Source organism: Stenotrophomonas sp. SI-NJAU-1 (genome assembly GCF_020883215.1).
Taxonomy (GTDB): domain Bacteria; phylum Pseudomonadota; class Gammaproteobacteria; order Xanthomonadales; family Xanthomonadaceae; genus Stenotrophomonas; species Stenotrophomonas indicatrix.
The window spans coordinates 1,666,107-1,692,662 of the sequence record NZ_CP086598.1; the positions used below are offsets into that span (position 1 = coordinate 1,666,107).

A 26,556-nucleotide genomic window follows, 5' to 3' on the forward strand; every position below is an offset into this window, starting at 1 on the left:
CGGGGAATGCCGGGCATAGCCCGGCGCTACCCTTCGTCATGCCGGAAGCGCCGGGGGCCATGCCCGGCGAACACGACGACGCATCACCGGCTCGGATCGCGTTCCGGGCTCGGCCGCTTGGCCAGCTTGCGCTGCAGCGAACGCCGGTGCATGCCGAGCAGCCGCGCGGCCGCCGACACATTGCCGCCGGTTTCATGCATCGCCTGCTGGATGTGTTCCCACTGCAGGCGGCTGATCGGGGTCATCGCATCGGGCACTTCCATCTCGCCGTCATCGGCGGGGCCATCGTCTTCCTCGCCCAGCGCACGCAGGATCATCGGCACCGTCGATGGCTTCGGCAGGTAGTCGTCGGCGCCCAGCTTGATCGCCTCCACTGCGGTGGCGATGCTGGCATAGCCGGTCACCAGCAGGATCCGCATATCCGCGCGCAGGGCGCGCAGCGGCTGTATCAGGGCCAGGCCGGAATCGCTGCCCAGCTTCAGGTCGATCAATGCGAACGCCGGTGGGTGCTGGCGGGCAAGTGCCAGCGCACTGGCCGCATCCTGCGCGGTCTGCGTCTCCAGCCCTTTGCGGGCCAGGCTGCGCTGCAGGGTGCGCAGGTAGAGTTCGTCGTCGTCGACCAGCAGGCCAAGGGTGGAAGCAGTCATGGTCATTCCTCGCGGGGGGCCAACGGCAGGCGGAAGCCGACGCGGCTACCGGCCCCTTGGGCCGGGCGCATCCACATCTCGCCGTCCAGGCGTTCGATGGTGGCATGGGACAGGGCAAGACCGACGCCCATGCCTTCACTCTTGCTGCTGCCGAACAGCTTGCCCGGCAGCACGGCGGCGCGGGCGTTGAAGCCATGGCCGTAGTCGCGTACTTCGCCGATCAGGTTGTCGCCTTCGATGCGCAGGCTGAGATCGACGCGCGGTCGGCCGGCCTGCTCGCCGGCATCGGCCGCGTTGTTCAGCAGCACCATCAGCAGGTGGCCGACGCCCGGGTCCAGCGGCAGGCGCAGCGGTGCGTCGTCGTTGCGGTGCAGGTCGATGGTCGGGCGCACCAGCCGCCATTGCTCCAGCACCTGCTGGGCCGTGGAGTGGGTGCGCCCGGGGCCGTCATTGGAGGCCGGCGCGGCCAGGGCCAGCACGCGCTCCCGGCACTGCACCAGCAGTTCGCGCAGGGTTTCCATGTCCTCGCGCACTTCCGGTTCTTCGCTGCGCTCGGCCACGTCGTCGGCGAGCAGGGTCATCGTCGCCAGCGGTGTGTTCAGTTCGTGCGCCACCGAGGCCGCATGCGTGGCCAGGGCGACGATGCCCTCGTTGCGCGCGAAGCGTTCGCGCAGTGCCGACAGTTCCAGCTCGCGCTCGCGCAGCGCGATCGCCAGCCGGGTAGAGAAAATCAGGACGACCGCAGCGGACAGCAGGAAGGTGGCGATCACGCCCCAGCGGTTGAGGTCCAGTGCGTCGAAATAGCCCGCCGGCAGCGGTTGCCCGAACAGTCCGCTGGCGGCGTAGCCCAGCAGGCAGGCGCTGGCCACGGCCAGGGCCCAGCGCAGGGGCAGGGCGAAGGCCGCCAGGGCGATCAGGATCAGGAACAGCGAGCCGAACGGATTGGCGATGCCGCCGCTCCAGCTGACCATCCAGGTGAGGATGATCACGTCCACCAGGATGTGGCCGAAGGCGGTCAGCGGCGCGGTATCGGCCGGCTCCGGGCGCAGCTGCGTATACAGGTTGAATACGGCGAGCACGGCCACGCCCGACCACAGCGGCAGTTGCGGCAAGGGCAGTCCCAGCACCCAGGTCGCAACCAGGATGGTCGCCGCCTGGCCAGCCACGGCCAACCAGCGCAGGCTGCACAGGGTTCGGAGAAACGGGGCGTCGGGACCGGTCATTCGCGCCCATCGTATGCGTTCGCGGGGATGGCTGCCTGCGACAATCGGCCGCAGCCGGACTGTCGCCTGAATGGGACACACCCAGAAGGTCGGGGCGGGCGTTAGAATGCCCGCATGCATGACGCCGTCACCCGCCCTACAGCTCCCTCCGATGCCACTTCCTGGCCCCGTCGCCTGACCCAAGCGGTCCAGATCGGTGGAGTCACCGTGGGCGGTGGCAAGCCGGTCGTGGTGCAGTCGATGACCAATACCGACACCTCCGACGTGGCGTCCAGCGTCAAGCAGGTCGCTGAGCTCTGGCGTGCCGGCTCGGAAATGGTGCGCCTGACCGTCAACACGGTCGAAGCGGCCGCGGCGATCCCGCGCATCGTCGACAAGCTGGCGATGATGGGCGTCGACGTACCGCTGATCGGCGACTTCCACTACAACGGCCACCAGCTGCTGACGGCCGAACCGGCCTGTGCCGAAGCACTGGCCAAGTACCGCATCAACCCGGGCAACGTGGGCTTCGGCAAGAAGAAGGACCTGCAGTTCGCCCAGCTGATCGAGTTCGCCATCCGCTACAACAAGCCGGTGCGCATCGGTGCAAACTGGGGCTCGCTTGACCAGGCCCTGGCGGCGAAGCTGATGGACGAGAACAACCACCGCGAACAGCCCTGGGACGCCGGCCGCGTGCTGCGCGAGGCGCTGATCCGGTCGGCGCTGGATTCGGCCGAGCAGGCCGTGGACATCGGCCTGCCGCGTGATCGCATCATCCTGTCGGCCAAGGTCAGCGGCGTGCAGGAGCTGATCGCAGTCTACCGCGACCTGGCCCAGCGTTCGGACTTCGCCCTGCATCTGGGCCTGACCGAAGCCGGTATCGGCAGCAAGGGCATCGTCGCCTCGGCGGCCGCACTGAGCGTGCTGCTGCAGGAAGGCATCGGCGACACCATCCGCATTTCGCTGACGCCCGAACCGGGCCAGTCGCGCACGCAGGAAGTAATCGTCGCCCAGGAACTGCTGCAGACCACCGGCCAGCGCGCCTTCACGCCGCTGGTCACGGCGTGTCCGGGCTGCGGCCGTACAACCTCGGAGTTCTTCCAGGAGCTGGCCAAGGTGGTGCAGAACCACGTGCGCGAAAAGATGCCGCTGTGGAAGATCCAGCACCCGGGTGCGGAGAACATGACCCTGGCGGTGATGGGCTGCGTGGTCAATGGGCCGGGTGAGTCGCGGCATGCCAACATCGGTATCTCGCTGCCGGGTACCGGCGAAGCACCGTCGGCACCAGTATTCGTCGATGGCGAGAAGAAGGTGACCCTGCGTGGCGAGAACATCGCCCAGGAATTCGTCGCCCTGATCGATGATTACGTTGAACGCACCTATGTCCGAAGCGCCGGGTAAGCCGACGATCCTCGCTGCACCGGAGCCCGCCTCCGGCTTCCGCCACTGGATGGCGCGCAATGCCTGGCGGCTGCTGCTGCTGTTTGCCGGCGTGCTGCTGCCGCTGGCCGGATTCGTCGCCCTGGCCGACGAGGTGCACGAGTTCGAATCCTTCCATTTCGATGCGCCGCTGCTGTGGCAGATGCACGGCCTGCATTCGCCGTGGCTGGACCATGTGTTCGTGCTGCTGTCGAAGCTGGGCTACGAGTGGTTCCTGATCCCGGCCGATGTGCTGATTGTCGGTGCACTGGCCTGGCACCGGCGTTGGCGTGAAGCGACCTTCGTGGCCGTGAGCTTCGTAGGGTCGGCGCTGCTCAACATGGGCAGCAAGCAGTTCTTCCAGCGCGACCGGCCCAGCCTGTGGGAATCGATCGCGCCGGAATCCACGTTCAGTTTCCCCAGTGGCCACGCGATGGGCTCGATGACCCTGGCGGTCACCCTGGTGCTGCTGGCCTGGAATACCCGCTGGCGCTGGCCGGTGCTGCTGCTGGCGCCGTCGTTCAGCCTGCTGGTAAGCGTTTCCCGGGTCTATCTGGGGGTGCATTATCCGTCCGACATCCTGGCCGGGTGGTGTGCCGCGCTGGTTTGGGTGGTAGGGTGCTACCTGGTCATGTTCAGCCGCCGCCATCCATGGCGACGGCACGGTTCGCCGCCAGCGACGGCCAGCGAAGCGATCACGCAAGGGGAGTGACGTGGATGCCCTCCCAAGGGCGTCTGCCTGAGGGACGGGTTGTTTCGTTGTAACGGGTTCTGCAGGGCAAGGGGCACGATCAGTGCGTGAAGAATGTGATGCGCAAGGCAGAACGCCGGATTTGCGCAACTTCCGCGCTTGCAGTGGTCAGGTGCTCCTGCCTAGGTTGACCCGTATTGGCCGCATTCGAAGAGGTACGTGAATGACGATTCGAGTCTACCTGGTGGATGACCATGCGTTGGTCCGCACCGGGATGAAAATGATACTGTCGAGTGAAACCGACATTGAAGTGGTGGGCGAGGCCGAAACGGGCGAAGACGCGCTGCCCGCGATCCGCCAGCTGCAACCGGACGTGGTGCTGTGTGATCTGCACCTGCCCGGCGTGAGCGGGATGGAAGTGACCGAGCGCATCGTCCGTGGCCACCGCAGCACGCGGGTGGTGATCGTGTCGGTGCTGGAAGACGGTCCGCTGCCCAAGCGCCTGCTCGAAGCCGGGGCCGCCGGTTACATCGGCAAGGGCTGTGATGCGCAGGAACTGCTGCGTGCGGTGCGCGACGTAGCTGCCGGACGGCGCTACCTGGGCACGAGCATCGCGCAGAATCTGGCGTTGTCCACCGTGGAAGGCAATGGCTCGCCGTTCGACAACCTGTCGCCGCGTGAGCTGGAAGTGGCATTGCTGCTGACCCAGGGCCTGCGCCAGGAAGATATCGCCCGTCGTCTGAGCCTGAGCGCGAAGACGGTCAACACGCACAAGGCGCGGTTGTTCGAGAAGATGGGAATCCACGACAACATCGCGTTGGCGCGGATGGCCAGCCAGTACGGGCTGGTGGATCCGGCGCGGCCGCTGTAAGGATTTCAGCCAACGGCGCAGCCCCTCGCGGTGGTGCGACGGAGTTCGTGGGGTTGGCCCTGCGGAGGGATCGCGCAGGGGACGCCGTGAATCCATCCCTGGAGGCTCGGGCACGCCATCCATGGCGCTTACGCCCCTTCGCGATCCCTCCGCAGGGCCACGGACAGGTTCCGTGCGTCGCCACCGCGGAATGAAGAAGGGAACGGAAGGAGCGGGTCGCGCGCTTTGCGCGCTTGGGGGCGGATCCCTTTCCCGGCGGGAAAGGGCTCTGACCCCGCAGTGCGTCAGTGACCGCGTACGCGCTTGACGATCTTCGCGGCCTGCGCGGCGCTTTCGCGCACCTTGTCCCACTGGCCGGCGTCGATCCAGCTGCCCGGCACCATCCACGAGCCACCGATGCAGACCACGTTCTTCTGCTCCAGGTACTCGGCGGCGGTGTTCTCGGTGATGCCACCGGTCGGGCACAGCTTGAGGTCGGCGATCGGGCCGGCTACGCCCTTGATCATCGCCAGGCCGCCCACGGCCGTGGCCGGGAACAGCTTGCACACGCGGAAACCGCGCGCGTAGAGCGCCAGCAGTTCGGTCGGCGTCGCCGCACCCGGCACTACCGGCAGCGGTGCGGCGGCCAGCGCATCGGCCAGCAGTGGCGGCGTGCCCGGGGTCACCAGGAAATCGGCGCCCGCATCGATGGACCGCTGCATCTGCTCCACCGTCAGCACCGTACCCGCGCCGACCACCACATCCGGCAGCTCACGCTTGAGCATCGCCAGCGCTTCCATCGCCACCGGCGTACGCAGCGTCAGCTCGATCGCCGGCAATCCGCCTTCCAGCAGCGCCGCGCTGACCGCACGTGCCTGGTCCAGCGTATGAATCGTCACCACCGGCAGGATGCCGGCCGCATGCAACAACTCCGCCGCCCGCACCTGATGTTGTTCGATACCCATGCTTTTGCCTTTGCCTTTGCTCTTCTTGATTCAGTGGCTGCAGCGCAAATGAAGCGCCGCAAATTATCCAAGGGCAGTAGAGCGCCCTGGCCGGGACCGTGAGCGGCGTGGATGCCGCGATCGAGCCCCCATGGATGGGTTTACGGCGTGTCCCGGCCAGGGCGCTCTACTGCCCAAGCCAGGAAACCTGCCGCAGCTTTTCGCTTCAGGCGTCCTTCGCCTCATGCGGCGCCGCCGCCGCAGCAGCATCGTGCCCCAGCTCATACTCCGCGTCGTAGTCCCACGGCCCACCGTCAGCCGCCGCCGGACCGCACGAAATCGAGATCGCGCCCTGATCGGCCGGACCCACCACACGCCGGTTGATCGCGAACAGGTTGCGGCCCAGGTCATTGGCGGCCGGCGCGGTATTCGGCGCATGTGTACGCGCGGCCCATTCGGCTGCGTCCACCAGCACTTCAAGCGTGCCGGCCTCACCATCCAGGCGGATGATGTCGCCCTCGCGCACCTTGCCCAGCGGACCACCGCGTGCAGCTTCCGGCGTCACGTGGATGGCGGCGGGAATCTTGCCCGACGCACCGGACAGGCGACCATCGGTGACCAGCGCCACGCGCCGGCCCTGGTTCTGCAGCAGGCCCAGCAGCGGCGCCAGCGAATGCAGTTCCGGCATGCCGTTCGCACGCGGACCCTGGTAACGCACTACCGCGACGAAATGCTCGGGCAGCAGACCGCCGGCGTGCAGCTTGTTCAGCACCTGCGGCGCATCAACCACCACGGCCGGCGCTTCGATGGTGCGGTACTGCGGCTTCACCGCCGACAGCTTGATCAGCGACTTGCCGAGGTTGCCGCGCAGCAGGCGCAGGCCGCCCTGGCTCTCGAACGGGTTGTCGACACTGCGCACCACTTCTTCATCGGCGCTGCGCTCCAGGCCCGGCAGGTACACCAGCTTGCCATCGCGCAGCTGCGGCTCGCGGGCGTAGTCGGCCATGCCGCCACGGGCGACGCTGACCAGGTCACCATGCATCAGGCCAGCCTTGATCAGTTCGCCGAACACGAACGCCGGACCACCCGCCGCAGCAAAGCGGTTCACGTCGGCCTCGCCATTCGGATAGACGCGCGCCAGCAGCGGGATCAGCTGCGACAGCTCGTCGAAGTCGTCCCAGGTCAGCACGATGCCGGCCGCACGCGCCACCGCGATCCAGTGGATGGTGTGGTTGGTCGAGCCGCCGGTGGCCATCAGCGCGATGACCGCGTTGATGATCGCGCGCTCGTCGATGATCCGGCCCAGCGGACGGAAGTCGTCGCCCAGCGCGGTGATGTCCAGTGCGCGCTCGGTGGCTTCGCGGGTCAGTGCATCGCGCAGCGCCGTGTCCGGATTGACGAACGATGCGCCCGGCAGCTGCACGCCCATCGCTTCCAGCAGCACCTGGTTGGAATTGGCGGTGCCGTAGAAGGTGCAGGTGCCGGCGCCGTGGTAGGACGCCGATTCGGCTTCCAGCAGTTCTTCGCGGGTGGCTTCGCCGGCAGCGTAGCGCTCGCGCACTTCGGCCTTCTGCTTGTTGGGAATGCCCGGCGTCATCGGGCCGGCCGGTACGAACACCGCCGGCAGATGGCCGAAGGCGAGGGCGCCGATCAGCAGGCCCGGCACGATCTTGTCGCACACACCGAGGTACACGGTGGTATCGAACATGTCGTGGCTGAGCCCGATCGCGGTGGCCTGGGCAATGACATCACGCGAGAACAGCGACAGCTCCATGCCGCCACGGCCCTGGGTGACGCCGTCGCACATCGCCGGCACAGCGCCGGCCACCTGTGCCGTCGCGCCCAGTTCGCGGGCCACCGCACGGATCTGTTCGGGATAGGTCTCGAACGGCTGGTGCGCCGACAGCATGTCGTTGTAGGCGGTGATGATGCCCAGGTTGGCCGTCACGCCGCCACGCAGGCGGCTCTTGTCGGTGCCGCCACAGGCGGCGAAACCGTGGGCGAGGTTGCCGCAGCTGAGGCGGCTGCGGAACGGGCCATCGCGCAGCGAGGCGTCGATCGCTGCCAGATAGGCGGCGCGCGAGGCGGCGCTGCGACGGATGACGCGCTCAGTGATGGCTTGCAGTTGCGGATGGAGGCTCATGGGCTACCGGCGTTCGAGGTGGCGAGAGGCAAGCGGCGGCAGGGCGCCGCCGCCGACATCAATCAGCCCAGTGGACGCGCAGGCGCGCGCCCTCCAGGTTGATCGCGTTGAGGATCGGATACTGCTGCGGGTCGTTGCTGTCCAATGCCTGGCGCAGCACCTGCAGCTTCTGCTTGCCGCGCAGCAGCAGCAGGCGCTGGCGGCACTGGGCCAGGCCACGCGGGGTCAGGGTGATGCGCAGCGGCCACTGGTTGGCACCGGGGCATCCGGTGGCATCCAGCGCGGCGTACGGCAGGGTGCTTTCCAGCGCGCGGGTCAGGTCCTTCGAGCCCGGGAACAGCGAGGCGGTATGGCCGTCGTTGCCCATGCCCAGTGCGACCAGGCTTGGCGCCTGGCTGTGCTGGGCCTGCAGGTTGGCGGTGTACACGCATTCGGGCAGCGGCTTGCCGATCCGCACCAGCGGATCGAAGTGCGCACCTTCGGCACGCGTGAGCAGGTTCTCGCGCACCAGCCACGCATTGCTGTCGCGATCCTGCGGCGACAACCAGCGCTCGTCGGCCAGGCTCACTTCAACGCGGTCCCAATGCACGTCCAGCTCGGCCAGCGCCTGGTACACCGGTGCCGGCGTAGTACCGCCGGACAGCAGGATGCGTGCGCGGCCCAGTTCGGTGATGTCGTGGTTGATCGCCTGGGCCATTTCGGCTGCAACCGCTTCGATCCAGCCATCGGCATCGCCATGGTTGATGAAGTCGATACGGTCGTCCTGGAAAATGGGGGTCATGCGGCAACTCCTGGTGCGTCACGTTCGGCGTCGGCAGCATAGGCAGCGGCGCCCAGCAGTCCGGCGTGGGGATGCATCACGGCCAGCGACGGCACCCGCGCCATGATCGAAGAGAACCGGCCCTTGTGTTCGAAGCGCTGGCGGAAACCGGAGTGCTGCAATGAATCGAGCATCTTCGCAGTCAGCCCACCGGTCAGGAACACACCATCCCAGGCGCCCTGGGTCAGCACCAGATCACCGGCAATGGCGCCGAACACCGCGCAGAACACATCCACGGTACGCATCGCCTGTGGATCGCCGTGCAGGGCGCGGGCGGTCACGTCCACCGGTTGCAGTTGGCCCGGGTCGATACCCGCCATCTCGCAGATGGCGCGATGGATGTTGACCAGGCCGGGGCCGCAGATCAGCCGCTCGTTGGAGACGCGCCCGAACTGCTCGGACAGGATCTCCAGGATGCGGATCTCTTCCGGCGTTCCCGGCGGGAAGCTGACATGGCCGCCCTCGGTTTCCAGCGGGTAACAGCGGCCGTGGCGAAGGATCAGGCCGCCGACGCCGAGGCCGGTGCCTGGGCCGATCACTGCGTAGTTGCGCGGCTGACCCGGCTTGCCCGGAACCCAGGCGGCACCGCCGACCTGGACCACGTCATCGGGCTGCAGCAGCGAAATCGCCATCGCCTGCGCGGCGAAGTCGTTGATCAGGTGCAGTTCGTTGAAACCGAGCATCGCGGCTGTGCGGCTGCGCGAGATCACCCACGGATGGTTGGTGATGCGGGCTTCGTCACCATCGACACGACCGGCCACTGCGAACACGCCACGGCTTGCGGTGGCGCCGATCTGCTCCAGATGGTGGCGCGCGGCATCACCCAGCGACGGGAACTCCGCCACGGCGTACTCGCGGATGCTCTCTTTCAGCAGCGGGGCGTCCTGCGAGGTGTCGGCAAGGGCGAAGCGGGCATTGGTACCACCGATGTCGGCGACCAGCACGGGTTGCGGGCTGGCAGTCATTCCGACGCTCCGCTGTCCGGTGCATCCACGCCCTGCGGCAGGAAATCGACCGCATTGGCCGGGCCCCACTGGCCGGCAGGGTAGGGTTCCAGCGGCAGGTTGGCCGCCTTCCAGGCGTCGGCAACGCTGTCGATCCAGGCCCAGGCTGCACGCACCTCGTCATCGCGCACGAACAGGGTGTGGTTGCCATTGAAGGCGTCCAGGAACAGGCGCTCGTAGGCGATACGGCGATGCAGGCCGGTCGGCACCGACAGCTCCAGCTCCAGCGGCTGCAGTTCCAGCGCGCCCCATTCCGGGCCGGCCAGGCTGCTCATCAGGCCCAGCTCGATGTTCTCCTGCGGCTGCAGCTGGAACACCAGGCGGTTCGGTGCGGCCTGCGCACGCTGCGGACGCTCGAACAACCAATGCGTGACCGGCTTGAGGGTCACCACCACGCGGGTGGTGCGCTCGGGCAGGCGCTTGCCGGTGACCAGGTGGAACGGCACGCCGCTCCAGCGCCAGTTGTCGATGTGCGCGGTGACACCGGCGAAGGTCTCCACGTCGCTGCCTTCCGGCGGCTGGTAGGCCTGTGCGGGCTGGCCGTTGATGCTGCCGGCGGTATAGCGGCCGCGCACGCTGTCACGCGCGGCGTGCTTGGCATCCAGCGGGCGCAGTGCGCGCAGCACCTTGACCTTCTCATCGCGGATGCGGTCGGCTTCCAGCGACGCCGGCGGCTCCATCGCCACCATGCACAGCAGCTGCAGGATGTGGCTCTGCACCATGTCGCGCAGGGCGCCGGAGCGTGCGTAGTAGGCATCGCGGCCATCCACGCCTTCGCTTTCGGCGACCAGGATGTGCACCGATTCGATGTAATTGCGGTTCCACACCGCTTCCAGCAGCGTGTTGCCGAAGCGCAGCGCAATCAGGTTCTGTACCGCTGCCTTGCCCAGGTAGTGATCGAGGCGGAACACGCGGTCTTCGTCGATCCACTGGCCGATGGTGGTGATGATCTCCTCGGCGCTTTCGCTGTCGCTGCCGATCGGCTTCTCCAGCATCAGGCGCGCGGGTGCGGCCAGCGCGCCGCCCTTGGCCAGGCCTTCGCAGGTGGAGATGTACAGGCCCGGCGGGATCGCCAGGTAGCTCACGCAGCGGCGGTCGACCAGGTCGGACACGGCAGCGGCGACCGAGTCGACGTCGCGCAGGTCCACCGAGCGGTAGTCGATGCGGCGCAGCAGGGAGGCGATGTCCTCCTGGCTGGCCATCGGCATGGCCTGCTGCAGGCGTGGGCGCAGGATGTCATGGAAGGCTTCGGTGTCGTGGCCCGACAGGGCCAGCGCACGGATGCGGAAATCCTCCGGCAGCAGGCCGTCGCCGAGCAGGCGCAGCAGCGAAGGGAACAGGTAGCGCTGGGCCAGATCACCTGTGGCACCAAACAGGAAGAGTGTGTCGTGCATCGCTCGAGTTTCAGATCCGGGTGACATCGTTGTCAATCGCTTCATGGCTGGGTTCGGGGGACATCCGCGCAACTGCCTGTCCGAGGCTCATCTGGATCGGTTTTCCGGGTTGGCGGAGCACCGTTCCAATCGAAACCACTACAGCGGCAACCCTTCGTTCGGTCGACGATGCAGGTCGGTGCGCACCGACAGTCGGATAGTGCCACGTGAAAACGTTTACATGGCAGAATGGGCAACTGTATTCGATTGCAGTGGTCGCCGTCATGCGGCGACCGCGCAATCATCACTGCCATCGGGAGGGCCGAGGCAGTCCCAAAAGACAGCCCGGCGTCGGGCGCACTGGATGAGTGAAATGGCAAAAGTGCAGTTGCAGGGTGTGCGCAAGGTCTACGACAACGGCCAGGTTGCAGTGAAGGACGCCACCTTCGAGGTCGCCGATGGCGAACTGATGGTGCTGGTCGGTCCGTCGGGGTGTGGCAAGTCGACCCTGTTGCGGATGGTGGCCGGGCTGGAAGAGATCAGCGGCGGCACGTTGACCATCGGCGATCGCGTGGTCAACGACGTGGCGCCGAAGGATCGCGACATCGCGATGGTGTTCCAGAGTTACGCGCTGTATCCGCACATGACCGTGGCCGAGAACCTGGCCTTTGGCCTGAAGCTGCGCGGGCACGACAAGGCGACCATCGACAAGCGCATCAGCGAAGCCGCGCAGACGCTGGGCCTGACCGAGATGATGGACAAGCTGCCCAAGGCGATGTCCGGTGGCCAGCGCCAGCGCGTTGCATTGGGCCGTGCGCTGGTGCGTGAGCCGGCGGTGTTCCTGCTCGACGAGCCGCTGTCGAACCTGGATGCCAAGCTGCGCCACAGTGTGCGCACCGAGATCGCGCAGCTGCACCGCAAGCTGGGCACCACCATGATCTACGTGACCCACGATCAGGTCGAGGCGATGACCCTGGGCCAGCGCATCGTGGTGCTGAAGGACGGCATCATCCAGCAGATCGATACGCCGATGGCGCTGTACGACCGCCCGGCCAACCTGTTCGTGGCCGGCTTCCTCGGCAGCCCGGCGATGAACGTGCTGCGCGGCACGCTGCAGGGCGACGCCGGTGGCGTGACCGTGGTCGATGGCCAATGGCGTGCTCCGCTGGGGCAGGCGACGATCGATCCGGCGTGGCTGCAGAAGCCGATCGCCGTGGGCGTGCGCCCCGAGCACCTGCAGCCGGCAGGCAGCGAAGACACGCATGCGTTCACCGCACGCATCGAGGGCATCGAGCCGGTCGGCAACGAGATCTTCGTCAACATGAGCAGCGGCCAGCACGCGCTGACCATGCGCGTGGCGCCGCAGTCGCTGCCGGGCGTGGGCGAGGACATCCGGGTGGCGATCCACCCGCAGGGCCTGCATTTCTTCAACCCGGAAACCGGCGAGCGCCTGTAACCGGTAGTGCCGGCCGCTGGCCGGCAACATCAACCCGGCGTGGTTGCCGGCCAGCGGCCGGCACTACCCATCCGGTGCGGATCAACGTTCCGCACCCACAAGGTCAGTGGTAGCGCCGGACCATGTCCGGCGGGCGCCTCAGCGCGCCAGGCCGTCCAGCAGTGGCATCCGCTGCGCGACCGCGTTGCCCACCTGCAGTTCGCTGTCGCCGGTCTCCAGCGGCAGCACGGCCAGTGCCAGATCGCCGGCCACGCTGGCCAGGGTGCCGAGCGCGATGCCGTCCTGCTGCACGCCATCGCCCGCCTGCGCAGGTGCAGCGGTATGCAGCAGCTGCACCGCGCGCTTGGCCTTGCCGAGGAAATGGGTGCGCGCGACGATTTCCTGGCCGGGGTAGCAGCCCTTCTTCACGCTGTAGCCATTGAGGCGGTCCAGGCCCAGCTGCTGCGGGGTCCACACCTCGCGCTGGCTCTCTGCCAAGCGTGGCAGGCCAAAGCGCAGGTCGGTCTGGCGCCAGGCCAGGGCGAAGGCGGCATCTTCGGCTGCGTCGCCGGCCGGGAAGGCCTCGACCGGGCCGATGCGCAGCGTACGGGGAAGTGCGTCGCTGCCCAGATCGAGCTCCCAACCCTGGCTGCCGGCCAGCGCGATGGCGGCGCCAGCGGCGGCTTCCGGCGCAGTAAAGGCACCGGCCGCGGCCAGGTCTGCATGTACCTGCAGTTTCACTTTGCGGCGGAACACGAAGCGTTGCAGTTGCGACGCAATCGCATCGGCATCGCCGTCGGCGAGCACCAGCAGCACATGGTCATCGGCCAGGCGCAGCAGCTGGAACACCGCCAGGGTGCGGCCCTTGGCACTCAGCCACGCGCTCCACTGCCAGTGCAGCAGGGGCAGGGCGGTCACGTCGCTGCTGAACTGGGCATGGGCAAAAGCCACTGCATCCACGCCCTGCAGGCTCAGCAATTGATGGCCGGGCAGGCGCGGATATGCGACGAAAGCAGGAGGAAGGTTGTCAGGCACGTGAACGAGGTCTAAAATTTGTGCGTTGCGAGACCCATCATGATAGGCCAAACAACCCCCACTCCCGACGCCGAAGCTGAAGCCCCGCTGGTCCCCCCGGTCCCTGTGCCCGTGGAACAACCAGAGGTGGAAGAGGAATTCGGTGGCCGCGGCGGACTTGATCCGGTGCGGTATGGCGATTGGGAAAAAAACGGACGCTGCATCGATTTTTGATCAGCATTGAGCCAACGCGGCCTTGTGCCGCCCAGCCGAGACAACGAGCCCAGCGAATGGCGACCAGACAACGTCCCCTTTCTCCGCACCTTCAGGTGTATCGCTGGCAGATTCAGATGGCCACCTCGATCCTGCATCGAGCCACTGGCGTCTTTCTGTCTGTTGGTGCCCTCATCATCGCCGGAGGCCTGTTGGCTCTGATGATGGGGCCCGAATCCTGGAACTGCTTCACCGGTCATGCCGGGGCCTGGTATGGCCGCGTGTTCCTGTTCGCGTGGACATGGTCGTTCGCCTATCACCTGTGCAATGGCATCCGCCATATCGTGCAGGACTTCGCGATCGGATTCCGCATTGCCACCTTCATCCGCAGCAGCTGGATGTCGGTGATCGGCAGCCTGCTGATCACCCTGGCGGTGTGGGCCTATGTGCTGTTCGGAGGTGCCGCATGAGCAAGTTCCGTACCCCGTTGAAGGGCGTGCGCGGTCTCGGTTCGGCCAAGACCGGCACCGAGCACTTCGTGCATCAGCGCCTGACCGCCGCCGCGCTGGTGGTGCTGGGCATCTGGTTCCTGGTGTTCGTGCTGGGCCTGCTGGGCTCGGATTACGTGACCGCCACCGCCGCGATCGCCAAGCCGTGGAACGCCGTTCCGCTGATCGGCCTGCTGATCGCCATGTTCTGGCATGCCCAGCTCGGCCTGCAGGTCGTGCTGGAGGACTACATCCACGAATCGCTGCTGGCCCTGGTGCTGCAGACCGCGGTGAAGTTCGTTGCCGTGCTCGGCATGATCGTCAGTGTGTTTGCGGTGGGCCGCATCGCCCTCGGCGTTGCCTGAGCCCAGGCGCCAAGACAGGAATCCAGACTAGATGTCCGCTTACAAGATTACCGAACACAAGTACGACATGGTCGTGGTGGGTGCCGGCGGCGCCGGCCTGCGTGCCACGTTCGGCCTGGCCGCCAAGGGCCTGCAGACCGTGTGCCTGACCAAGGTCTTCCCGACCCGTTCGCACACGGTTGCTGCCCAGGGTGGTATCTCCGCCGCGCTCGGCAACATGGGCGAGGACGACTGGCGTTACCACTTCTTCGACACCATCAAGGGTTCGGACTGGCTGGGCGACCAGGACGCCATCGAGTACATGTGCCGCGAAGCGATTCCGGCGATCATCGAGCTCGAGCACTACGGCGTGCCGTTCAGCCGCACCGCCGAAGGCAAGATCTACCAGCGTCCGTTCGGTGGCATGACCACCAAGTACGGCGAAGGCCCGGCGGCGCAGCGTACCTGCGCGGCGGCCGACCGTACCGGCCACGCGATGCTGCACACGCTGTACCAGCAGTCGCTGAAGCACGACGCACGCTTCATGATCGAGTACTTCGCGCTCGACCTGATCTTCGACGACGAAGGTGCCTGCCGCGGCGTGCTCGCGCTGGACATGTCCGACGGCACGCTGCACCTGTTCCGTGCCCAGGGCGTGGTGCTGGCCACCGGCGGCTACGGCCGCGCCTACTTCAGCGCCACCTCGGCGCATACCTGCACCGGCGACGGTGGCGGCCTGGCAATGCGCGCCGGCATCGCCATGCAGGACATGGAGTTCGTGCAGTTCCACCCGACCGGCATCTACGGCGCCGGCTGCCTGATCACCGAGGGTGTCCGCGGTGAAGGCGGCATCCTGCGCAACAGCAGCGGCGAGCGCTTCATGGAGCGTTACGCACCGCACTACAAGGACCTGGCTTCGCGCGACGTGGTCAGCCGTTCGATGACCATCGAGATCCGCGAAGGCCGCGGCGTGGGCGAGCACAAGGACCACATCCTGCTCGATCTGACCCACCTCGGCCCGGGCGTGATCGACGACAAGCTGCCGGGCATCGCCGAAAGCGCGCGCATCTTCGCCGGCGTCGACGTGCACAAGCAGCCGATCCCGGTGATTCCGACCGTGCACTACAACATGGGCGGCATCCCGACCAACTACCACGGTGAAGTGGTGCGCAAGGACGGCGAGAACCCCGATGCGGTCGTGCCGGGCCTGTACGCCATCGGCGAAGCGGCCTGCGTTTCGGTGCACGGTGCCAACCGCCTGGGTTCGAACTCGCTGCTGGACCTGGTGGTGTTCGGGCGTGCGGTGGCCAACCGTTGCGCGGCGACGATCACCCCGGGCGCGGCGCACAAGACCCTGCCGGCCGACGCCTGCGACAAGGCGCTGGGCCTGCTGGACAAGCTGCGCCACGCCAACGGCGATACCCCGACTTCGGTCATCCGCGATCGCATGCAGCGCACCATGCAGGCCGACGCGGCGGTCTTCCGTACCAGCCAGACGCTGAAGGAAGGTTGCGAGAAGATGGACAAGATCTTCGATTCGTTCCAGGACGTGAAGGTCTCCGACCGTTCGCTGGTCTGGAACTCGGACCTGATCGAGACCTACGAGCTGAACAACCTGCTGCTGAATGCAGTGGCGACGATCAACTCGGCCGAGCAGCGCAAGGAAAGCCGCGGCGCACACGCGCACGAGGACTTCCCGGACCGCGACGACGTCAATTGGCAGAAGCACACCCTGGTCAGCGTGGACGAGAAGGGCAAGTGCAGCTTCGACTACCGTCCGGTGCACATGTACACGTTGACTGATGACGTGTCCGTGGTGCCGCCGAAGCCGCGCGTGTACTGATCCGACCCCGCCTAACATGCAATCCGCGCCCTCGGGCGCGGGCCGCCTGAGCCAACGAGAGCAGCCATGGCCGAGTTTTCACTCCCCAAGAATTCCAAGATCACGAAGGGCAAGCACTTCCCCGCCAAGACCGGCGGCAAGAACGTGCGCACCTTCAAGATCTATCGCTGGAGTCCGGACGACGACAGCAATCCGCGCACCGACACCTATGACGTCGATCTGGACGCCTGCGGTCCGATGGTCCTGGACGCGCTGATCAAGATCAAGAACGAGATCGACCCGACCCTGACCTTCCGCCGCTCGTGCCGCGAAGGCATCTGTGGTTCGTGCGCGATGAACATCGACGGCACCAACACCCTGGCCTGCACCCGGGCCATCTCGGACTGCGGCAAGAAGGAAGTGCCGATCTACCCGCTGCCGCACATGAACGTGGTCAAGGATCTGGTTCCGGACCTGACCCACTTCTACGCGCAGTACGCCTCGATCAAGCCGTGGATCCGCACCCAGACCCCGGCACCGCCGGACCGTGAGCGCCTGCAGTCGCCGGAAGACCGCAGGAAGCTCGATGGCCTGTACGAGTGCATCCTGTGCGCGTGCTGCTCGACCAGCTGCCCGAGCTACTGGTGGAACGGCGAGCGTTACCTGGGCCCGGCGATCCTGCTGCAGGCCTACCGCTGGATCATCGATTCGCGCGACGAGGACACCGGTGCGCGCCTGGACGATCTGGAAGATCCGTTCAAGCTGTACCGCTGCCACACCATCATGAACTGCGCCCGGACCTGCCCGAAGGGCCTGAACCCGGCGCTGGCGATCGCCGAGATCAAGAAGCTGATGATGGAACGCCGCGCCTGATACGGTGCCGGGTAGTTGCATGACCCCAGCAGAGCCACGCCATGCGTGGCTTTGCTGTATCTGGAGAAACACAATGGATGAAGAAATCCTGCTGAAGAAGCTGCGCTGGCGGTGCCGGCGCGGCATGCGTGAACTGGACCAGTTGTTCGGTCGCTACCTGGACCGCGAATGGAGCAGTGCGCCGACCGAAGACCGCGAGGTTTTCCTGTTCCTGCTCGATTGCGAGGACGATAAGTTGTGGCGCTGGTTCATGGGCTACGAGGCCTGCCCGCATGCACACGCCGTCCCCCTCATGCACAGGATCCTCGCCCTCAAGCCTTGAGTGGCGCCCGTCGCGGCTGCAGGCCGGCGCCCAGCTGGCGGTACTGCTGGCCGCGCCATGGCTGCTGCGCGCTTCGGATCTGCCGTCCGCGCATCTGCTTCCGGCGTTGATCGCGGTCTGGGCGCTTGGCCTGGCTGAACTGGCCTGGCGCCTGCGGCGGCGCCCTGTCGTGCTGCAGCTGTCGCCCCTGCCAGCGCTGCTGCGGCTGGACGGCGGCGATATTGCCGAGCCCCGGCTGGTGGTGCGCGGGCCCTGGCTGCTGCTGCACTGGCGCGAGGGTTGGCGTCGCAGACGCCTGTTGTTCTGGCCGGACGTACTCGATCGTGCACAACGACGTGAACTGCGACTGGCCGTGGCCGCACGAAGCGTTTCCCGTCGGCCCCGGTCGGTGGCACCATAGGCTGAATCGACCGGCGTGCCTGCATGTTCAAACCCATTCCCGTGGCCATTGGCCTGCGCTACCTGCGCGCCAAGCGCCGCAACGGCTTCATCTCCTTCATTTCGATGGCATCGATCCTGGGCATCGCGCTCGGGGTGACGGTGCTGATCACCACATTGGCGGTCATGAGCGGTTTCCAGAAGGAAATCCGCAGCCGCCTGCTGCAGATGACCGCGCACACCACCATCAGCCGCGACGGCGAACCGATGCCGGACTGGATGCGCGTGGTCGATGTGGCCAGCAAGGATCCGCGCGTGGCCGGTGCTGCGCCGTATATCGAGATCCAGTCGATGATCAGCGGCCCGCGCGTGCAGGGTGCGATCATCCAGGGCATCGACCCGGCACTGGAACCGAAGGTGTCGGTGATCGACAAGAAGGTCACCAAGGGCAGCTACGGCAGCCTGACCCCGGGCAGCTTCAACCTGTTGCTGGGCAAGGAACTGGCCGTCTGGCTGGGCGTGGACGTCGGCGACCAGGTGCTGGTGACCTTCGCCGAAGTGCAGGGCACGCCAGCCGGCGCGGTGCCGCGGATGAAGCGCTTCACCGTCAGCGGCATCTTCGAGGCCGGTTACAACGAGGTCGATCGCGGTGTGGGTTTTGCCAACATGAAAGACCTGGAGCGCGTGCTGCGTTCGGATGGCGCCACCGGCGTGCGCCTGAAACTGCATGACATGGACCGCTCGCTGGAGGTGGGCGTGGACCTGGCGCAGAACCTCGGCGGTGCCTATCGGGTCAGCGACTGGACCCAGCAGAATGCCAACCTGTACCACTCGCTGCGCATGGAAAAAGTGGTGATGGGCATCCTGCTCTCGCTGATCATCGCCATGGGCGCGTTCAATCTGGTGTCCTCGCAGGTGATGCTGGTGACCGACAAGCAGGCCGATATCGCGATCCTGCGCACCCTTGGCTTGACCCCGGGCGGGGTGATGCAGGTGTTCATGGTGCAGGGCTCGCTGATCGGCATCTTCGGCACCCTTGCCGGCCTGATCGGCGGCATCACCCTGACCCTGAACCTGGAACGCATCCTCGGCGCCATCGAGTCGGTGTTCAACGTCAAGCTGCTGCCGGAGGATGTGTACTACATCACAGGCCTGCCGACCGACATGCAGACCAGCGACATCGTGGTGATCACCCTGGTCGCGTTGCTGATGAGCTTCCTGGCCACTCTGTATCCCGCCTGGCGGGCAGCACGCACCCAGCCGGCGGAGGCCCTGCGCTATGAATAAGGTCTTCAACCGCGGCGATGAAGTGATCCGTGCCGAAGGGCTGGGCAAGACCTACGCCGAAGGGCGCATGCAGACCCCGGTGTTCGACGGGCTGGACCTGACGGTGACTGCAGGTGAGACGGTTGCGATCATCGGTGCCTCCGGTGCCGGCAAGAGCACGCTGCTGCACCTGCTGGGCGGGCTGGATACGCCGACTGCGGGCGAGGTGTATGTCACCGGCCAGCGCATGTCGGCGCTGTCGGACACCTCGCGCGGCCTGCTGCGCAACCAGGCGCTGGGTTTCGTCTACCAGTTCCACCACCTGCTGCCGGAATTCACCGCGCTGGAAAACGTGATGATGCCGGTGATGCTGGCCGGTACTGCGGTGGCCGAGGCCAGCACGCGTGCGACTGCGCTGCTGGAATCGGTCGGCCTCGGCCATCGCCTGGACCACAAGCCCGGCGAACTGTCCGGCGGTGAACGCCAGCGTGCCGCGGTGGCGCGTGCATTGGTCAATCATCCGGCCTGCGTGCTGGGCGACGAGCCGACCGGCAACCTGGATGACCGCACTGCTGCGACCGTGTTCGAGCTGATGCTGGAGCTCAACCGTGCGCGGCATACCAGCCTGGTGCTGGTGACCCATGACCGCTCGCTGGCACGACGCCTGGACCGGGTGCTGGAGCTGCGCGAAGGGCGCCTGCACGCGCTGGCCCACGCCGACGTCTGAGCGGCCGGCCAGGCGCCAACCAAGGTTGGCGACTACCGGATTCGATGCAGGGCCTGAACGGGGCTGCCGGCCGTTGCGCCGGCACCACCTGGCGGGGCGCATGATGCACGCAGTTCCCTTGTGGAGATCGCCATGAAGACCCCGATTCTGTTGGCCAGCCTCTGCCTGGCCATGGCCGCCTGCGCGACTACCGGTCGGCTCAGCAGCGCCGAGAAACTCGACCTGTATCGTGCCCACGCTGGCGCGCCGCAGAACGACATGCAGTTTTTCGGCAGCCTCAATGGCTGGACCGAGCTGGGTGACAGCGCGCTGGCGGTGTGGACGCGGCCGAGCGAGGCCTACCTGCTGGAATTGAATGGTCCCTGCCAGGATCTGCCCTATGCGACCGCCATCGGCCTGACCAGCCGGATGAACCGCGTTTCGGCGCGCTTCGACAAGGTGCTGGTGCGCGATCCCACCGGCGGTCCACGCGTGCCGTGCTTCATCAACAGCATCCGCAAGCTGGACGTGAACTCGCTGCGGGCGGAGGAAAAGGAACTGCGGCAGGCGCAGGTGCAGGAACGCGAGGAATCCGCGAAGTAGAGCGGTAGCGCCGGGCCATGCCCGGCGGATGGCTGGACGCCGGGCATGGCCCGGCGCTACCGGCAGGTCAGGCTTCGGGGGTGAACCCGGCGGGCTTCTCCGCGTCCTTCTCGAACAGGAACTTCACCAGTTCCGTCTCCAGGAAGGCGCGATGCTCCGGCTTTCGCGGGGAAAGGCGGTTCTCGTTGATCAGCATGGTCTGGTGTGCCAGCCATGCGGTCCACGCCGGCTTGCCGATGTGGTTGAACACGCGCTGGCCCAGCTCGCCCGGGTAAGGCACGAAGTCCAGGCCCTCGGCATCGCGTTGTTCGTACTGGCAGAAGACGGTTCGGGGCATGGCACTCACTCGTGGTTGCGGGATTTTGCGGAAGTTCGCTTCGGGCTCTTGATGGGCGCGCCCTCAAGCAGTTTGCGGATGGGGGCAGGCAAGCCCAGTGCAGGCAGTTCGGCGGCGCCAACCCAGCGCAGCGTGGGTTCTTCCACGCGCAGGCCGTGCACCTGCCGTGACAATACCTGCAGGTGCAGTTTGTAGTGGCTGAAGGTGTGCTGCAGCACAGGCAGTTCCTCGGCATCTTCCAGCGAACCATCGACGTGGACGTCGAACCAGTCCTGCAGCTCGCTGCCCGCATCGGCCTGCGGAAGCGTCCACAATTGTGCCCAGATGCCGGTGTCCGGCCGCTTCTGCAGCAGCACGCGCTGCTGCTTGTCGCGCAGCAGCAGGGCCACCGCCTCGCGTTCGGGCAGCGTCTTGCCTGGCTTTGCGGTTGGCAGCTCGGCGGTGCGGCCTTCGCGACGTGCCACGCAATCGGCCTGCAGCGGACAGATCACGCAGGCCGGTCTGGACCGGCTGCAGACCGTGGCACCGAGGTCCATCTGCGCCTGGGTGTAGTCGGCCATGCGTCCAGCCGGCACCTGGGCGACCTGCGCTTCGGCGATGGCCCACAGCTGCTTTTCGATGGCGGGCAGGCCAGGGAAGCCTTCGACGCCGTGATAGCGGCTGAGCACGCGCTTGACGTTGCCATCGAGGATCGCGAACGGGTCGTTCCAGGCCTGGCTGAGGATCGCGCCGGCGGTGCTGCGGCCGATGCCGGGCAGGTCGTGCAGGGCATCGAAGTCACGCGGCAGGTCGCCGCCGTGCTCGGCCACGCAGCGCTTGGCGGCCGCGTGCAGATTGCGTGCGCGGGCGTAGTAGCCCAGGCCGGCCCACTGCGCCATCACCGCGTCGTTGCTGGCGGCGGCAAGTTCGGGCAGGGTGGGGAAGTGCTGCAGGAAACGGTGGAAGTACGGAATGACCGTGGCCACCTGGGTCTGCTGCAGCATGATCTCCGACAACCACACCCGGTATGGGCTGCGCGGATGCTGCCAGGGCAGGTCGTGGCGGCCGTGGCCGTCGAACCAGTGCAGCAGGCGGGCAACGAAGCCGTGCTCAGGGTCGGACGTGGCGCTGGCGTTCGGCTGGCGGGGCATCGGTACTCCAGGGGGCAGCCACCCATGGGTGGCTCTACTACGGCAGCGGCCGGTCACCCATGGGGTGGCTCTACCGGGTTGCAGTAGAGCCACGCCACGCGTGGCTGCACGGTGTATCAGGCACCCAGCGCTTCGGGCAACAGGGCGTCGACGAAGGCTTCCGGATCGAACACGCGCAGGTCCTCCGGGCGCTCGCCGATGCCAGCGAAACGGATCGGAATGCCGAACTCACGGGCCAGCGCGAACACCACGCCGCCCTTGGCAGTACCGTCCAGCTTGGTCACCACCAGGCCGGTCACCTTCACTGCGGCATTGAACTGGCGCAGCTGCGAAAGCGCGTTCTGGCCGGTGGTGCCGTCGATCACCATCAGCACTTCGTGCGGCGCGTTCTCGTCGATCTTGCCGAGCACGCGGCGGATCTTGCCCAGCTCGTTCATCAGCCCGGACTGGGTGTGCAGGCGGCCTGCGGTATCGGCGATCAGCACCGAGGTGCCGCGGGCCTTGCCGGCCTGCAGCGCATCGTAGGCCACCGAGGCGGCATCAGCGTTCTGCCCCTGCGCGACCACGGCCACGCCGTTGCGCTCGCCCCAGATCTGCAGCTGGGCGACGGCGGCGGCGCGGAAGGTATCGCCAGCGGCCAGCATCAGGCTGTGGCCCTCGTCCTTGAAACGCTTGGCCAGCTTGCCGATGGTGGTGGTCTTGCCGACGCCGTTGACGCCCACGGTCAGCACCACGAAGGGCTTGGCGTTGCGGTCGATGACCAGCGGCTTGGATACCGGCTGCAGGATCGCGATCAGGTCCGCGCGCAGTGCCGCCAGCAGGGCATTGGCATCGATGAACTCGCGCGCCTTCATGCGCTTGCGCAGGTCAGCAATCAGGTCGGTGGTGGCGGCAACGCCGACGTCGGCGGTCAGCAGCGCGGTCTCGATCTCGTCCAGCAGGTCGTCATCGAGCTTGGGGTTGCGCGAGAACAGGCCACCGAAACTGCGGGCGAACGCACTGTTGCGCAGGCGCTCGCGCCAGCCGGGCTTGCCCGCCGGGGCGGCCGGGGTATCGACCAGCACCGGCAGGTCGGCGGCGGGGGCGGCCGGTTCCTGCGCCGGGATGACCGGGGCCAGCGGGGCAAGCACCGCGGCGGCGGCGGCCGCTTCGGCTTCGAAGTTCTCCGGCGCCAGCACGCGGGCGGGCGTGGCTTCGGGGATGGTTTCCTGCGCCGTCTGCAGTGTTGCTTGCGGGGCCGGCGCGGTTGACGTTGCGGGGGCAACGACCTCGGGCGTGGCCGCTGGCACAGGCGCTTCCACCGTCGGCGGGGCTACCGGTGCGGCCGGGGCCTGCTCGGGTGGCGCGGCCGACGGGAATGCCGCCGCCAGCTCTTCAGCCGAGTAGTGCTGGGTCTTGGGCGCGTCCGGTGTGGCGGCGTCCTGGGGCTTCTTGCGGCGGAAAAAACTGAGCATTGGCAAAAGGCGCTGAAATCAGAGGGATATGCTACCACCCGGGCCTGTATGGCCGGCGTGGACTCAAGGTCGCAGCTGCGCGGCCGTTAACCGGTCCGGAGGGCTGCGTTGGGTGGCCTGGGAGACCGCCGATGAACGATGTGACAGGTGTTGCGCTCAGCGGGATGCGTGCGGCCCAGCAGGGCGTGCAGGTGGCTGCACACAATGTGGCCAACCTGGCGACCCCGGATGCGCCACGACTGCAGCTGCAGCGCGATGCCGCAGCGCAGGGCGGGGTGGACACCCGCGTGACGTCCCATGGCGACACCGATCCGACCGCACCGCTGGGCGACCTGTTGGCTGCCAAGTCCGAGGTGGTGGCCTTCGCCGCCAATGCTGCGCTGATCCGCCGCGAGGACCAGATGCTGGGCTCGCTGCTGGATCGGCAGGCCTGATCCGACCGGCTCTGGTAGGTGCCAACCTTGGTTGGCACGCTTTTGCAGTCAAGCCATGCTCGGCAGCTTTTCAAGCGCCAACCAAGGTTGGCATCTACCAAGCCAACAGCAGCGCCAACCAAGGTTGGCATTTACCAGGCCAATGGCGGCGCCAACCCAGGTTGGCATCTACCGGGGCAATGGCGGTGCCAACCGAGGTTGGCACCCACCAGGCCGGGCGATCCCGGCATCGGTCAGGCCGACAGCTCCAGCAGCAGCTTGTTCAGACGGGCCACATAGGCACCCGGGTCCTTCAGGCTGTCGCCGGCGGCCAGTGCGGCCTGGTCGAACAGCACCCGGCCCAGGTCGTCGAAACGTGCGCCATCGGCTTCGGCATCCAGCTTGGCGATCAGCGGATGACCCGGGTTGATCTCCAGTACCGGCTTGCTGTCGGGCACCTTCTGGCCGCTGGCTTCCAGGATCTGGCGCATCTGCAGGCCCAGGTCCTGTTCGCCGATGGCCAGCACCGCCGGCGAATCGGTCAGGCGGTGCGACACGCGCACTTCGGCCACGTCATCGCCGAGCACGTTCTTCAGGCGTTCGACCAGGCCCTGCTTGTCCTTGGCTGCGGCTTCCTGCTCCTGCTTGTCCGCTTCGCTCTCCAGCGCGCCCAGGTCGAGGTCGCCGCGGGCGATGTCGACGAAGCCCTTGCCGTCGAAATCGGTCAGGTAGCCCATCAGCCACTCGTCGATGCGATCGGTCAGCAGCAGGACTTCGATGCCCTTCTTGCGGAACACTTCCAGGTGCGGGCTGTTGCGCACCTGGCTGTAGCTCTCGCCGGTCAGGTAATAGATCTTGTCCTGGCCTTCGGCCATGCGGGCGATGTAGTCAGCCAACGAGACGGTCTGCGCATCGGCCTCGCCACGGGTGGAAGCGAAGCGCAGCAGGCCGGCGACCTTCTCACGGTTGTTGTAGTCCTCGGCCGGGCCTTCCTTCAGCACCTGGCCGAATTCCTTCCAGAACGTGGCGTACTGCTCGGGCTTGTCGCTGGACAGCTTCTCCAGCATGTCCAGCGAACGCTTGGTCAGCGCTGCCTTCATCGAATCGATGACCGGGCCGGACTGCAGGATCTCGCGCGAGACATTCAGCGACAGGTCGTTGGAATCGACCACGCCCTTGATGAAACGCAGGTACAGCGGCAGGAACTGCTCGGCCTGGTCCATCACGAACACGCGCTGCACGTACAGCTTCAGGCCCTTGGGCGCATCGCGGTGGTACAGGTCGAACGGCGCGCGGCCCGGCACGTACAGCAGCGAGGTGTACTCCAGCTTGCCTTCGACCTTGTTGTGGCTCCACGCCAGCGGGTCGCTGTGGTCGTGGGCGACGTGCTTGTAGAACTCAGTGTACTCCGCATCGCTGATCTCGGTGCGCGGGCGGGTCCACAGCGCGCTGGCGCGGTTGACGGTTTCCCACTCGATCGCGGCGCCTTCTTCGCCGCCTTCCTTGGGCATCTGGATCGGCAGGCCGATGTGGTCGGAGTACTTCTTGAGGATGCTGCGCAGGCGCCAGCCGTCGGCGAAGTCGTGCTCGCCGTCCTTCAGGTGCAGGACGATGCGGGTGCCGCGCTCGGCCTTGTCGATGGTAGCGACATCGAAATCGCCTTCGCCACGCGAGGTCCAGCGCACGCCTTCATTGGCGGCCAGGCCTGCGCGGCGCGAAGTGACTTCCACTTCGTCGGCGACGATGAAGGCGCTGTAGAAGCCGACGCCGAACTGGCCGATCAGCTGCGAGTCCTTCTTCTGGTCGCCGGACAGCTGGCGCAGGAAGTCGCCGGTGCCGGACTTGGCGATGGTGCCGAGGTGCGTGATGGCATCGGCGCGGCTCATGCCGATGCCGTTGTCTTCGATGGTGATGGTGTGGGCGGCCGGATCGAAGCTGACGCGCACGCGCAGCTCGCTGTCGCCTTCCAGCAGCTCAGGCTGGGTCAGGGCTTCGAAGCGCAGCTTGTCGGCGGCGTCGGCGGCATTGGAGACCAGCTCGCGGAGGAAGATCTCCTTGTTGGAGTACAGCGAGTGGATCATCAGCTGCAGCAGCTGCTTGACTTCGGTCTGGAAGCCAAGGGTTTCGGTCTGGGTCGTCTCGGTCATCGGGTAGGGCTCCATGTGCGGTGCCGCGCAAGCGCGTGCGGCCTCGCCAAGGGGTAGGGGTGATTGTCCCGAAATCAAGGGGTTGTTCTGGCAGGGCTGCGCCCTGCACCCGCCGAGGCCAAAGCAACAGCAACAGCAACAGCGGGCATTCCGTGGGATGGCGGGGCACTGTGGGTTTGCGGGGACGCCGTAAACCCGTCCATGGGGGCTTGGTCGCGGCATCCATGCCGCTCACACCCCGCAAACCCACAGTGCCCCGCCTCCGACAGATCGTCGCGACCTGCAGTAGATCCACGCCATGCGTGGATGAAATCTCTCAGATATCGAAATCCCCCAAGAGCCGTTTGACAGATCGCGGAAAACTGTCGAAGGCGGGGTGGGTCCGGTTGAGGGGGCGTGAGCCGCATGGATGCGGCGACCGAGCTTACAGGGATGTACTTGCAGCGTCCCCCTCAACCGGACCCACCCCGCCAACCCACAGGAAACCAGCTTTTGACGTTGCTTCGGCCTCTGCGGGT

General features: G+C 66.7%; 27 protein-coding genes. 15 read left to right on the plus strand and 12 right to left on the minus strand.

All coding sequences use genetic code 11. The annotated features are described in order from the left end of the window. Positions 1-83: 83 nt before the first annotated feature. Together LMF57_RS07765 and LMF57_RS07770 are read right to left on the minus strand one after the other, a co-directional pair. Positions 84-653: a response regulator transcription factor gene (locus LMF57_RS07765; protein ID WP_032952096.1), complete on the minus strand. Its 570-nt coding sequence runs from the start codon at positions 651-653 to the stop codon at positions 84-86. Further along, entirely contained in the window at positions 650-1,870 is a 1,221-nt protein-coding gene (locus tag LMF57_RS07770) for an ATP-binding protein (protein ID WP_117310105.1), read from the minus strand. The genes LMF57_RS07765 and LMF57_RS07770 overlap by 4 nt, the downstream gene beginning before the upstream one ends. A 114-nt stretch (positions 1,871-1,984) precedes the next feature. On the opposite strand from LMF57_RS07770, the gene ispG reads away from it, so the two are divergent. The 3 genes from ispG (at position 1,985) to LMF57_RS07785 (ending at position 4,830) form a co-directional block, all read left to right on the plus strand. Next, positions 1,985-3,250 (plus strand): flavodoxin-dependent (E)-4-hydroxy-3-methylbut-2-enyl-diphosphate synthase, encoded by a 1,266-nt coding sequence (gene ispG, locus LMF57_RS07775; RefSeq protein ID WP_208082123.1) that lies wholly within the window; start codon positions 1,985-1,987, stop codon positions 3,248-3,250. Next, positions 3,231-3,980: a phosphatase PAP2 family protein gene (locus LMF57_RS07780; RefSeq protein WP_117310107.1), complete on the plus strand. Its 750-nt coding sequence runs from the start codon at positions 3,231-3,233 to the stop codon at positions 3,978-3,980. Before ispG ends, LMF57_RS07780 begins: the two co-directional genes overlap by 20 nt. A 202-nt stretch (positions 3,981-4,182) precedes the next feature. Then, a complete protein-coding gene (locus LMF57_RS07785; RefSeq protein ID WP_025878804.1) occupies positions 4,183-4,830 on the plus strand; it encodes a response regulator in 648 nt (215 codons plus the stop codon). A 284-nt stretch (positions 4,831-5,114) separates the two neighbouring features. Here LMF57_RS07785 and eda read toward each other — a convergent pair whose 3' ends face one another. From eda to zwf, 5 genes are all read right to left on the minus strand, one after another. Then, positions 5,115-5,774, minus strand: a complete 660-nt coding sequence (eda, locus tag LMF57_RS07790; RefSeq protein ID WP_117310108.1) for a bifunctional 4-hydroxy-2-oxoglutarate aldolase/2-dehydro-3-deoxy-phosphogluconate aldolase — start codon at positions 5,772-5,774, stop codon at positions 5,115-5,117. Positions 5,775-5,979: 205 nt separating this feature from the next. Beyond that, a complete protein-coding gene (gene edd, locus LMF57_RS07795; protein ID WP_049470389.1) occupies positions 5,980-7,896 on the minus strand; it encodes a phosphogluconate dehydratase in 1,917 nt (638 codons plus the stop codon). A gap of 58 nt (positions 7,897-7,954) precedes the next feature. Then, entirely contained in the window at positions 7,955-8,677 is a 723-nt protein-coding gene (pgl, locus tag LMF57_RS07800; RefSeq protein ID WP_025878807.1) for a 6-phosphogluconolactonase, read from the minus strand. Beyond that, a complete protein-coding gene (gene glk / locus LMF57_RS07805; protein WP_229291166.1) occupies positions 8,674-9,681 on the minus strand; it encodes a glucokinase in 1,008 nt (335 codons plus the stop codon). The genes pgl and glk overlap by 4 nt, the downstream gene beginning before the upstream one ends. Beyond that, a complete protein-coding gene (gene zwf, locus LMF57_RS07810) occupies positions 9,678-11,114 on the minus strand; it encodes a glucose-6-phosphate dehydrogenase (RefSeq protein ID WP_025878809.1) in 1,437 nt (478 codons plus the stop codon). Before zwf ends, glk begins: the two co-directional genes overlap by 4 nt. Positions 11,115-11,466: 352 nt before the next feature. On the opposite strand from zwf, the gene ugpC reads away from it, so the two are divergent. Continuing rightward, positions 11,467-12,549 carry a sn-glycerol-3-phosphate ABC transporter ATP-binding protein UgpC gene (ugpC, locus tag LMF57_RS07815; RefSeq protein ID WP_117310110.1) on the plus strand — a complete coding sequence of 361 codons (1,083 nt, stop codon included), beginning with the start codon at positions 11,467-11,469 and terminating at the stop codon, positions 12,547-12,549. Between the two features lie 138 nt (positions 12,550-12,687). On the opposite strand, the gene LMF57_RS07820 is transcribed toward ugpC, so the two are convergent. Beyond that, positions 12,688-13,563 carry a folate-binding protein gene (locus LMF57_RS07820; RefSeq protein ID WP_229291167.1) on the minus strand — a complete coding sequence of 292 codons (876 nt, stop codon included), beginning with the start codon at positions 13,561-13,563 and terminating at the stop codon, positions 12,688-12,690. 39 nt (positions 13,564-13,602) lie between these two features. Here LMF57_RS07820 and LMF57_RS07825 point away from each other — a divergent pair, with 39 nt between their 5' ends. The 10 genes from LMF57_RS07825 (at position 13,603) to LMF57_RS07870 (ending at position 20,557) form a co-directional block, all read left to right on the plus strand. Continuing rightward, a complete protein-coding gene (locus tag LMF57_RS07825; RefSeq protein WP_080149151.1) occupies positions 13,603-13,776 on the plus strand; it encodes a DUF1674 domain-containing protein in 174 nt (57 codons plus the stop codon). A 56-nt stretch (positions 13,777-13,832) separates the two neighbouring features. After that, a complete protein-coding gene (sdhC, locus tag LMF57_RS07830) occupies positions 13,833-14,225 on the plus strand; it encodes a succinate dehydrogenase, cytochrome b556 subunit (protein ID WP_025878812.1) in 393 nt (130 codons plus the stop codon). Then, positions 14,222-14,608: a succinate dehydrogenase, hydrophobic membrane anchor protein gene (gene sdhD / locus LMF57_RS07835; protein WP_025878813.1), complete on the plus strand. Its 387-nt coding sequence runs from the start codon at positions 14,222-14,224 to the stop codon at positions 14,606-14,608. The genes sdhC and sdhD overlap by 4 nt, the downstream gene beginning before the upstream one ends. Before the next feature lie 31 nt (positions 14,609-14,639). Continuing rightward, positions 14,640-16,430 carry a succinate dehydrogenase flavoprotein subunit gene (gene sdhA, locus LMF57_RS07840; protein WP_080149147.1) on the plus strand — a complete coding sequence of 597 codons (1,791 nt, stop codon included), beginning with the start codon at positions 14,640-14,642 and terminating at the stop codon, positions 16,428-16,430. A gap of 66 nt (positions 16,431-16,496) precedes the next feature. Then, entirely contained in the window at positions 16,497-17,282 is a 786-nt protein-coding gene (locus LMF57_RS07845) for a succinate dehydrogenase iron-sulfur subunit (protein ID WP_117310112.1), read from the plus strand. 73 nt (positions 17,283-17,355) lie between these two features. Next, positions 17,356-17,604, plus strand: a complete 249-nt coding sequence (locus tag LMF57_RS07850; RefSeq protein WP_025878816.1) for a succinate dehydrogenase assembly factor 2 — start codon at positions 17,356-17,358, stop codon at positions 17,602-17,604. Beyond that, positions 17,555-18,004 carry a hypothetical protein gene (locus tag LMF57_RS07855; protein ID WP_117310113.1) on the plus strand — a complete coding sequence of 150 codons (450 nt, stop codon included), beginning with the start codon at positions 17,555-17,557 and terminating at the stop codon, positions 18,002-18,004. Before LMF57_RS07850 ends, LMF57_RS07855 begins: the two co-directional genes overlap by 50 nt. Positions 18,005-18,027: 23 nt before the next feature. Next, positions 18,028-19,269: a lipoprotein-releasing ABC transporter permease subunit gene (locus LMF57_RS07860; protein WP_093819978.1), complete on the plus strand. Its 1,242-nt coding sequence runs from the start codon at positions 18,028-18,030 to the stop codon at positions 19,267-19,269. Beyond that, positions 19,262-19,975: a lipoprotein-releasing ABC transporter ATP-binding protein LolD gene (gene lolD, locus LMF57_RS07865; RefSeq protein ID WP_032977862.1), complete on the plus strand. Its 714-nt coding sequence runs from the start codon at positions 19,262-19,264 to the stop codon at positions 19,973-19,975. Before LMF57_RS07860 ends, lolD begins: the two co-directional genes overlap by 8 nt. A 132-nt stretch (positions 19,976-20,107) precedes the next feature. Beyond that, on the plus strand, positions 20,108-20,557 hold the full coding sequence (locus LMF57_RS07870) for a DUF6491 family protein (protein WP_117311883.1): 450 nt from the start codon (positions 20,108-20,110) through the stop codon (positions 20,555-20,557). A gap of 67 nt (positions 20,558-20,624) precedes the next feature. On the opposite strand, the gene LMF57_RS07875 is transcribed toward LMF57_RS07870, so the two are convergent. The 3 genes from LMF57_RS07875 to ftsY form a co-directional block, all read right to left on the minus strand. Further along, positions 20,625-20,894 (minus strand): oxidative damage protection protein, encoded by a 270-nt coding sequence (locus LMF57_RS07875; protein ID WP_025878821.1) that lies wholly within the window; start codon positions 20,892-20,894, stop codon positions 20,625-20,627. A gap of 5 nt (positions 20,895-20,899) precedes the next feature. Then, entirely contained in the window at positions 20,900-22,024 is a 1,125-nt protein-coding gene (mutY, locus tag LMF57_RS07880; RefSeq protein ID WP_117310114.1) for an A/G-specific adenine glycosylase, read from the minus strand. Positions 22,025-22,140: 116 nt separating this feature from the next. After that, complete coding sequence (gene ftsY / locus LMF57_RS07885; RefSeq protein WP_117310115.1) at positions 22,141-23,478, minus strand: signal recognition particle-docking protein FtsY; 1,338 nt, start codon at positions 23,476-23,478, stop codon at positions 22,141-22,143. A 131-nt stretch (positions 23,479-23,609) separates the two neighbouring features. Here ftsY and LMF57_RS07890 point away from each other — a divergent pair, with 131 nt between their 5' ends. Then, positions 23,610-23,912 carry a hypothetical protein gene (locus tag LMF57_RS07890; protein ID WP_117310116.1) on the plus strand — a complete coding sequence of 101 codons (303 nt, stop codon included), beginning with the start codon at positions 23,610-23,612 and terminating at the stop codon, positions 23,910-23,912. Positions 23,913-24,145: 233 nt separating this feature from the next. On the opposite strand, the gene htpG is transcribed toward LMF57_RS07890, so the two are convergent. Continuing rightward, positions 24,146-26,038, minus strand: a complete 1,893-nt coding sequence (htpG, locus tag LMF57_RS07895) for a molecular chaperone HtpG (RefSeq protein WP_229291168.1) — start codon at positions 26,036-26,038, stop codon at positions 24,146-24,148. Positions 26,039-26,556: the final 518 nt, after the last annotated feature.

Coding starts and splice junctions, on each gene's coding strand:
- LMF57_RS07765 (WP_032952096.1), bottom strand. CDS start 653: ATGACCATGACTGCTTCCACCCTTGGCCTGCTGGTCGACGACGACGAA.
- LMF57_RS07770 (WP_117310105.1), bottom strand. CDS start 1,870: ATGACCGGTCCCGACGCCCCGTTTCTCCGAACCCTGTGCAGCCTGCGC.
- ispG (WP_208082123.1), top strand. CDS start 1,985: ATGCATGACGCCGTCACCCGCCCTACAGCTCCCTCCGATGCCACTTCC.
- LMF57_RS07780 (WP_117310107.1), top strand. CDS start 3,231: ATGTCCGAAGCGCCGGGTAAGCCGACGATCCTCGCTGCACCGGAGCCC.
- LMF57_RS07785 (WP_025878804.1), top strand. CDS start 4,183: ATGACGATTCGAGTCTACCTGGTGGATGACCATGCGTTGGTCCGCACC.
- eda (WP_117310108.1), bottom strand. CDS start 5,774: ATGGGTATCGAACAACATCAGGTGCGGGCGGCGGAGTTGTTGCATGCG.
- edd (WP_049470389.1), bottom strand. CDS start 7,896: ATGAGCCTCCATCCGCAACTGCAAGCCATCACTGAGCGCGTCATCCGT.
- pgl (WP_025878807.1), bottom strand. CDS start 8,677: ATGACCCCCATTTTCCAGGACGACCGTATCGACTTCATCAACCATGGC.
- glk (WP_229291166.1), bottom strand. CDS start 9,681: ATGACTGCCAGCCCGCAACCCGTGCTGGTCGCCGACATCGGTGGTACC.
- zwf (WP_025878809.1), bottom strand. CDS start 11,114: ATGCACGACACACTCTTCCTGTTTGGTGCCACAGGTGATCTGGCCCAG.
- ugpC (WP_117310110.1), top strand. CDS start 11,467: ATGGCAAAAGTGCAGTTGCAGGGTGTGCGCAAGGTCTACGACAACGGC.
- LMF57_RS07825 (WP_080149151.1), top strand. CDS start 13,603: ATGATAGGCCAAACAACCCCCACTCCCGACGCCGAAGCTGAAGCCCCG.
- sdhC (WP_025878812.1), top strand. CDS start 13,833: ATGGCGACCAGACAACGTCCCCTTTCTCCGCACCTTCAGGTGTATCGC.
- sdhD (WP_025878813.1), top strand. CDS start 14,222: ATGAGCAAGTTCCGTACCCCGTTGAAGGGCGTGCGCGGTCTCGGTTCG.
- sdhA (WP_080149147.1), top strand. CDS start 14,640: ATGTCCGCTTACAAGATTACCGAACACAAGTACGACATGGTCGTGGTG.
- LMF57_RS07845 (WP_117310112.1), top strand. CDS start 16,497: ATGGCCGAGTTTTCACTCCCCAAGAATTCCAAGATCACGAAGGGCAAG.
- LMF57_RS07850 (WP_025878816.1), top strand. CDS start 17,356: ATGGATGAAGAAATCCTGCTGAAGAAGCTGCGCTGGCGGTGCCGGCGC.
- LMF57_RS07855 (WP_117310113.1), top strand. CDS start 17,555: ATGCACACGCCGTCCCCCTCATGCACAGGATCCTCGCCCTCAAGCCTT.
- LMF57_RS07860 (WP_093819978.1), top strand. CDS start 18,028: ATGTTCAAACCCATTCCCGTGGCCATTGGCCTGCGCTACCTGCGCGCC.
- lolD (WP_032977862.1), top strand. CDS start 19,262: ATGAATAAGGTCTTCAACCGCGGCGATGAAGTGATCCGTGCCGAAGGG.
- LMF57_RS07870 (WP_117311883.1), top strand. CDS start 20,108: ATGAAGACCCCGATTCTGTTGGCCAGCCTCTGCCTGGCCATGGCCGCC.
- LMF57_RS07875 (WP_025878821.1), bottom strand. CDS start 20,894: ATGCCCCGAACCGTCTTCTGCCAGTACGAACAACGCGATGCCGAGGGC.
- mutY (WP_117310114.1), bottom strand. CDS start 22,024: ATGCCCCGCCAGCCGAACGCCAGCGCCACGTCCGACCCTGAGCACGGC.
- ftsY (WP_117310115.1), bottom strand. CDS start 23,478: ATGCTCAGTTTTTTCCGCCGCAAGAAGCCCCAGGACGCCGCCACACCG.
- LMF57_RS07890 (WP_117310116.1), top strand. CDS start 23,610: ATGAACGATGTGACAGGTGTTGCGCTCAGCGGGATGCGTGCGGCCCAG.
- htpG (WP_229291168.1), bottom strand. CDS start 26,038: ATGACCGAGACGACCCAGACCGAAACCCTTGGCTTCCAGACCGAAGTC.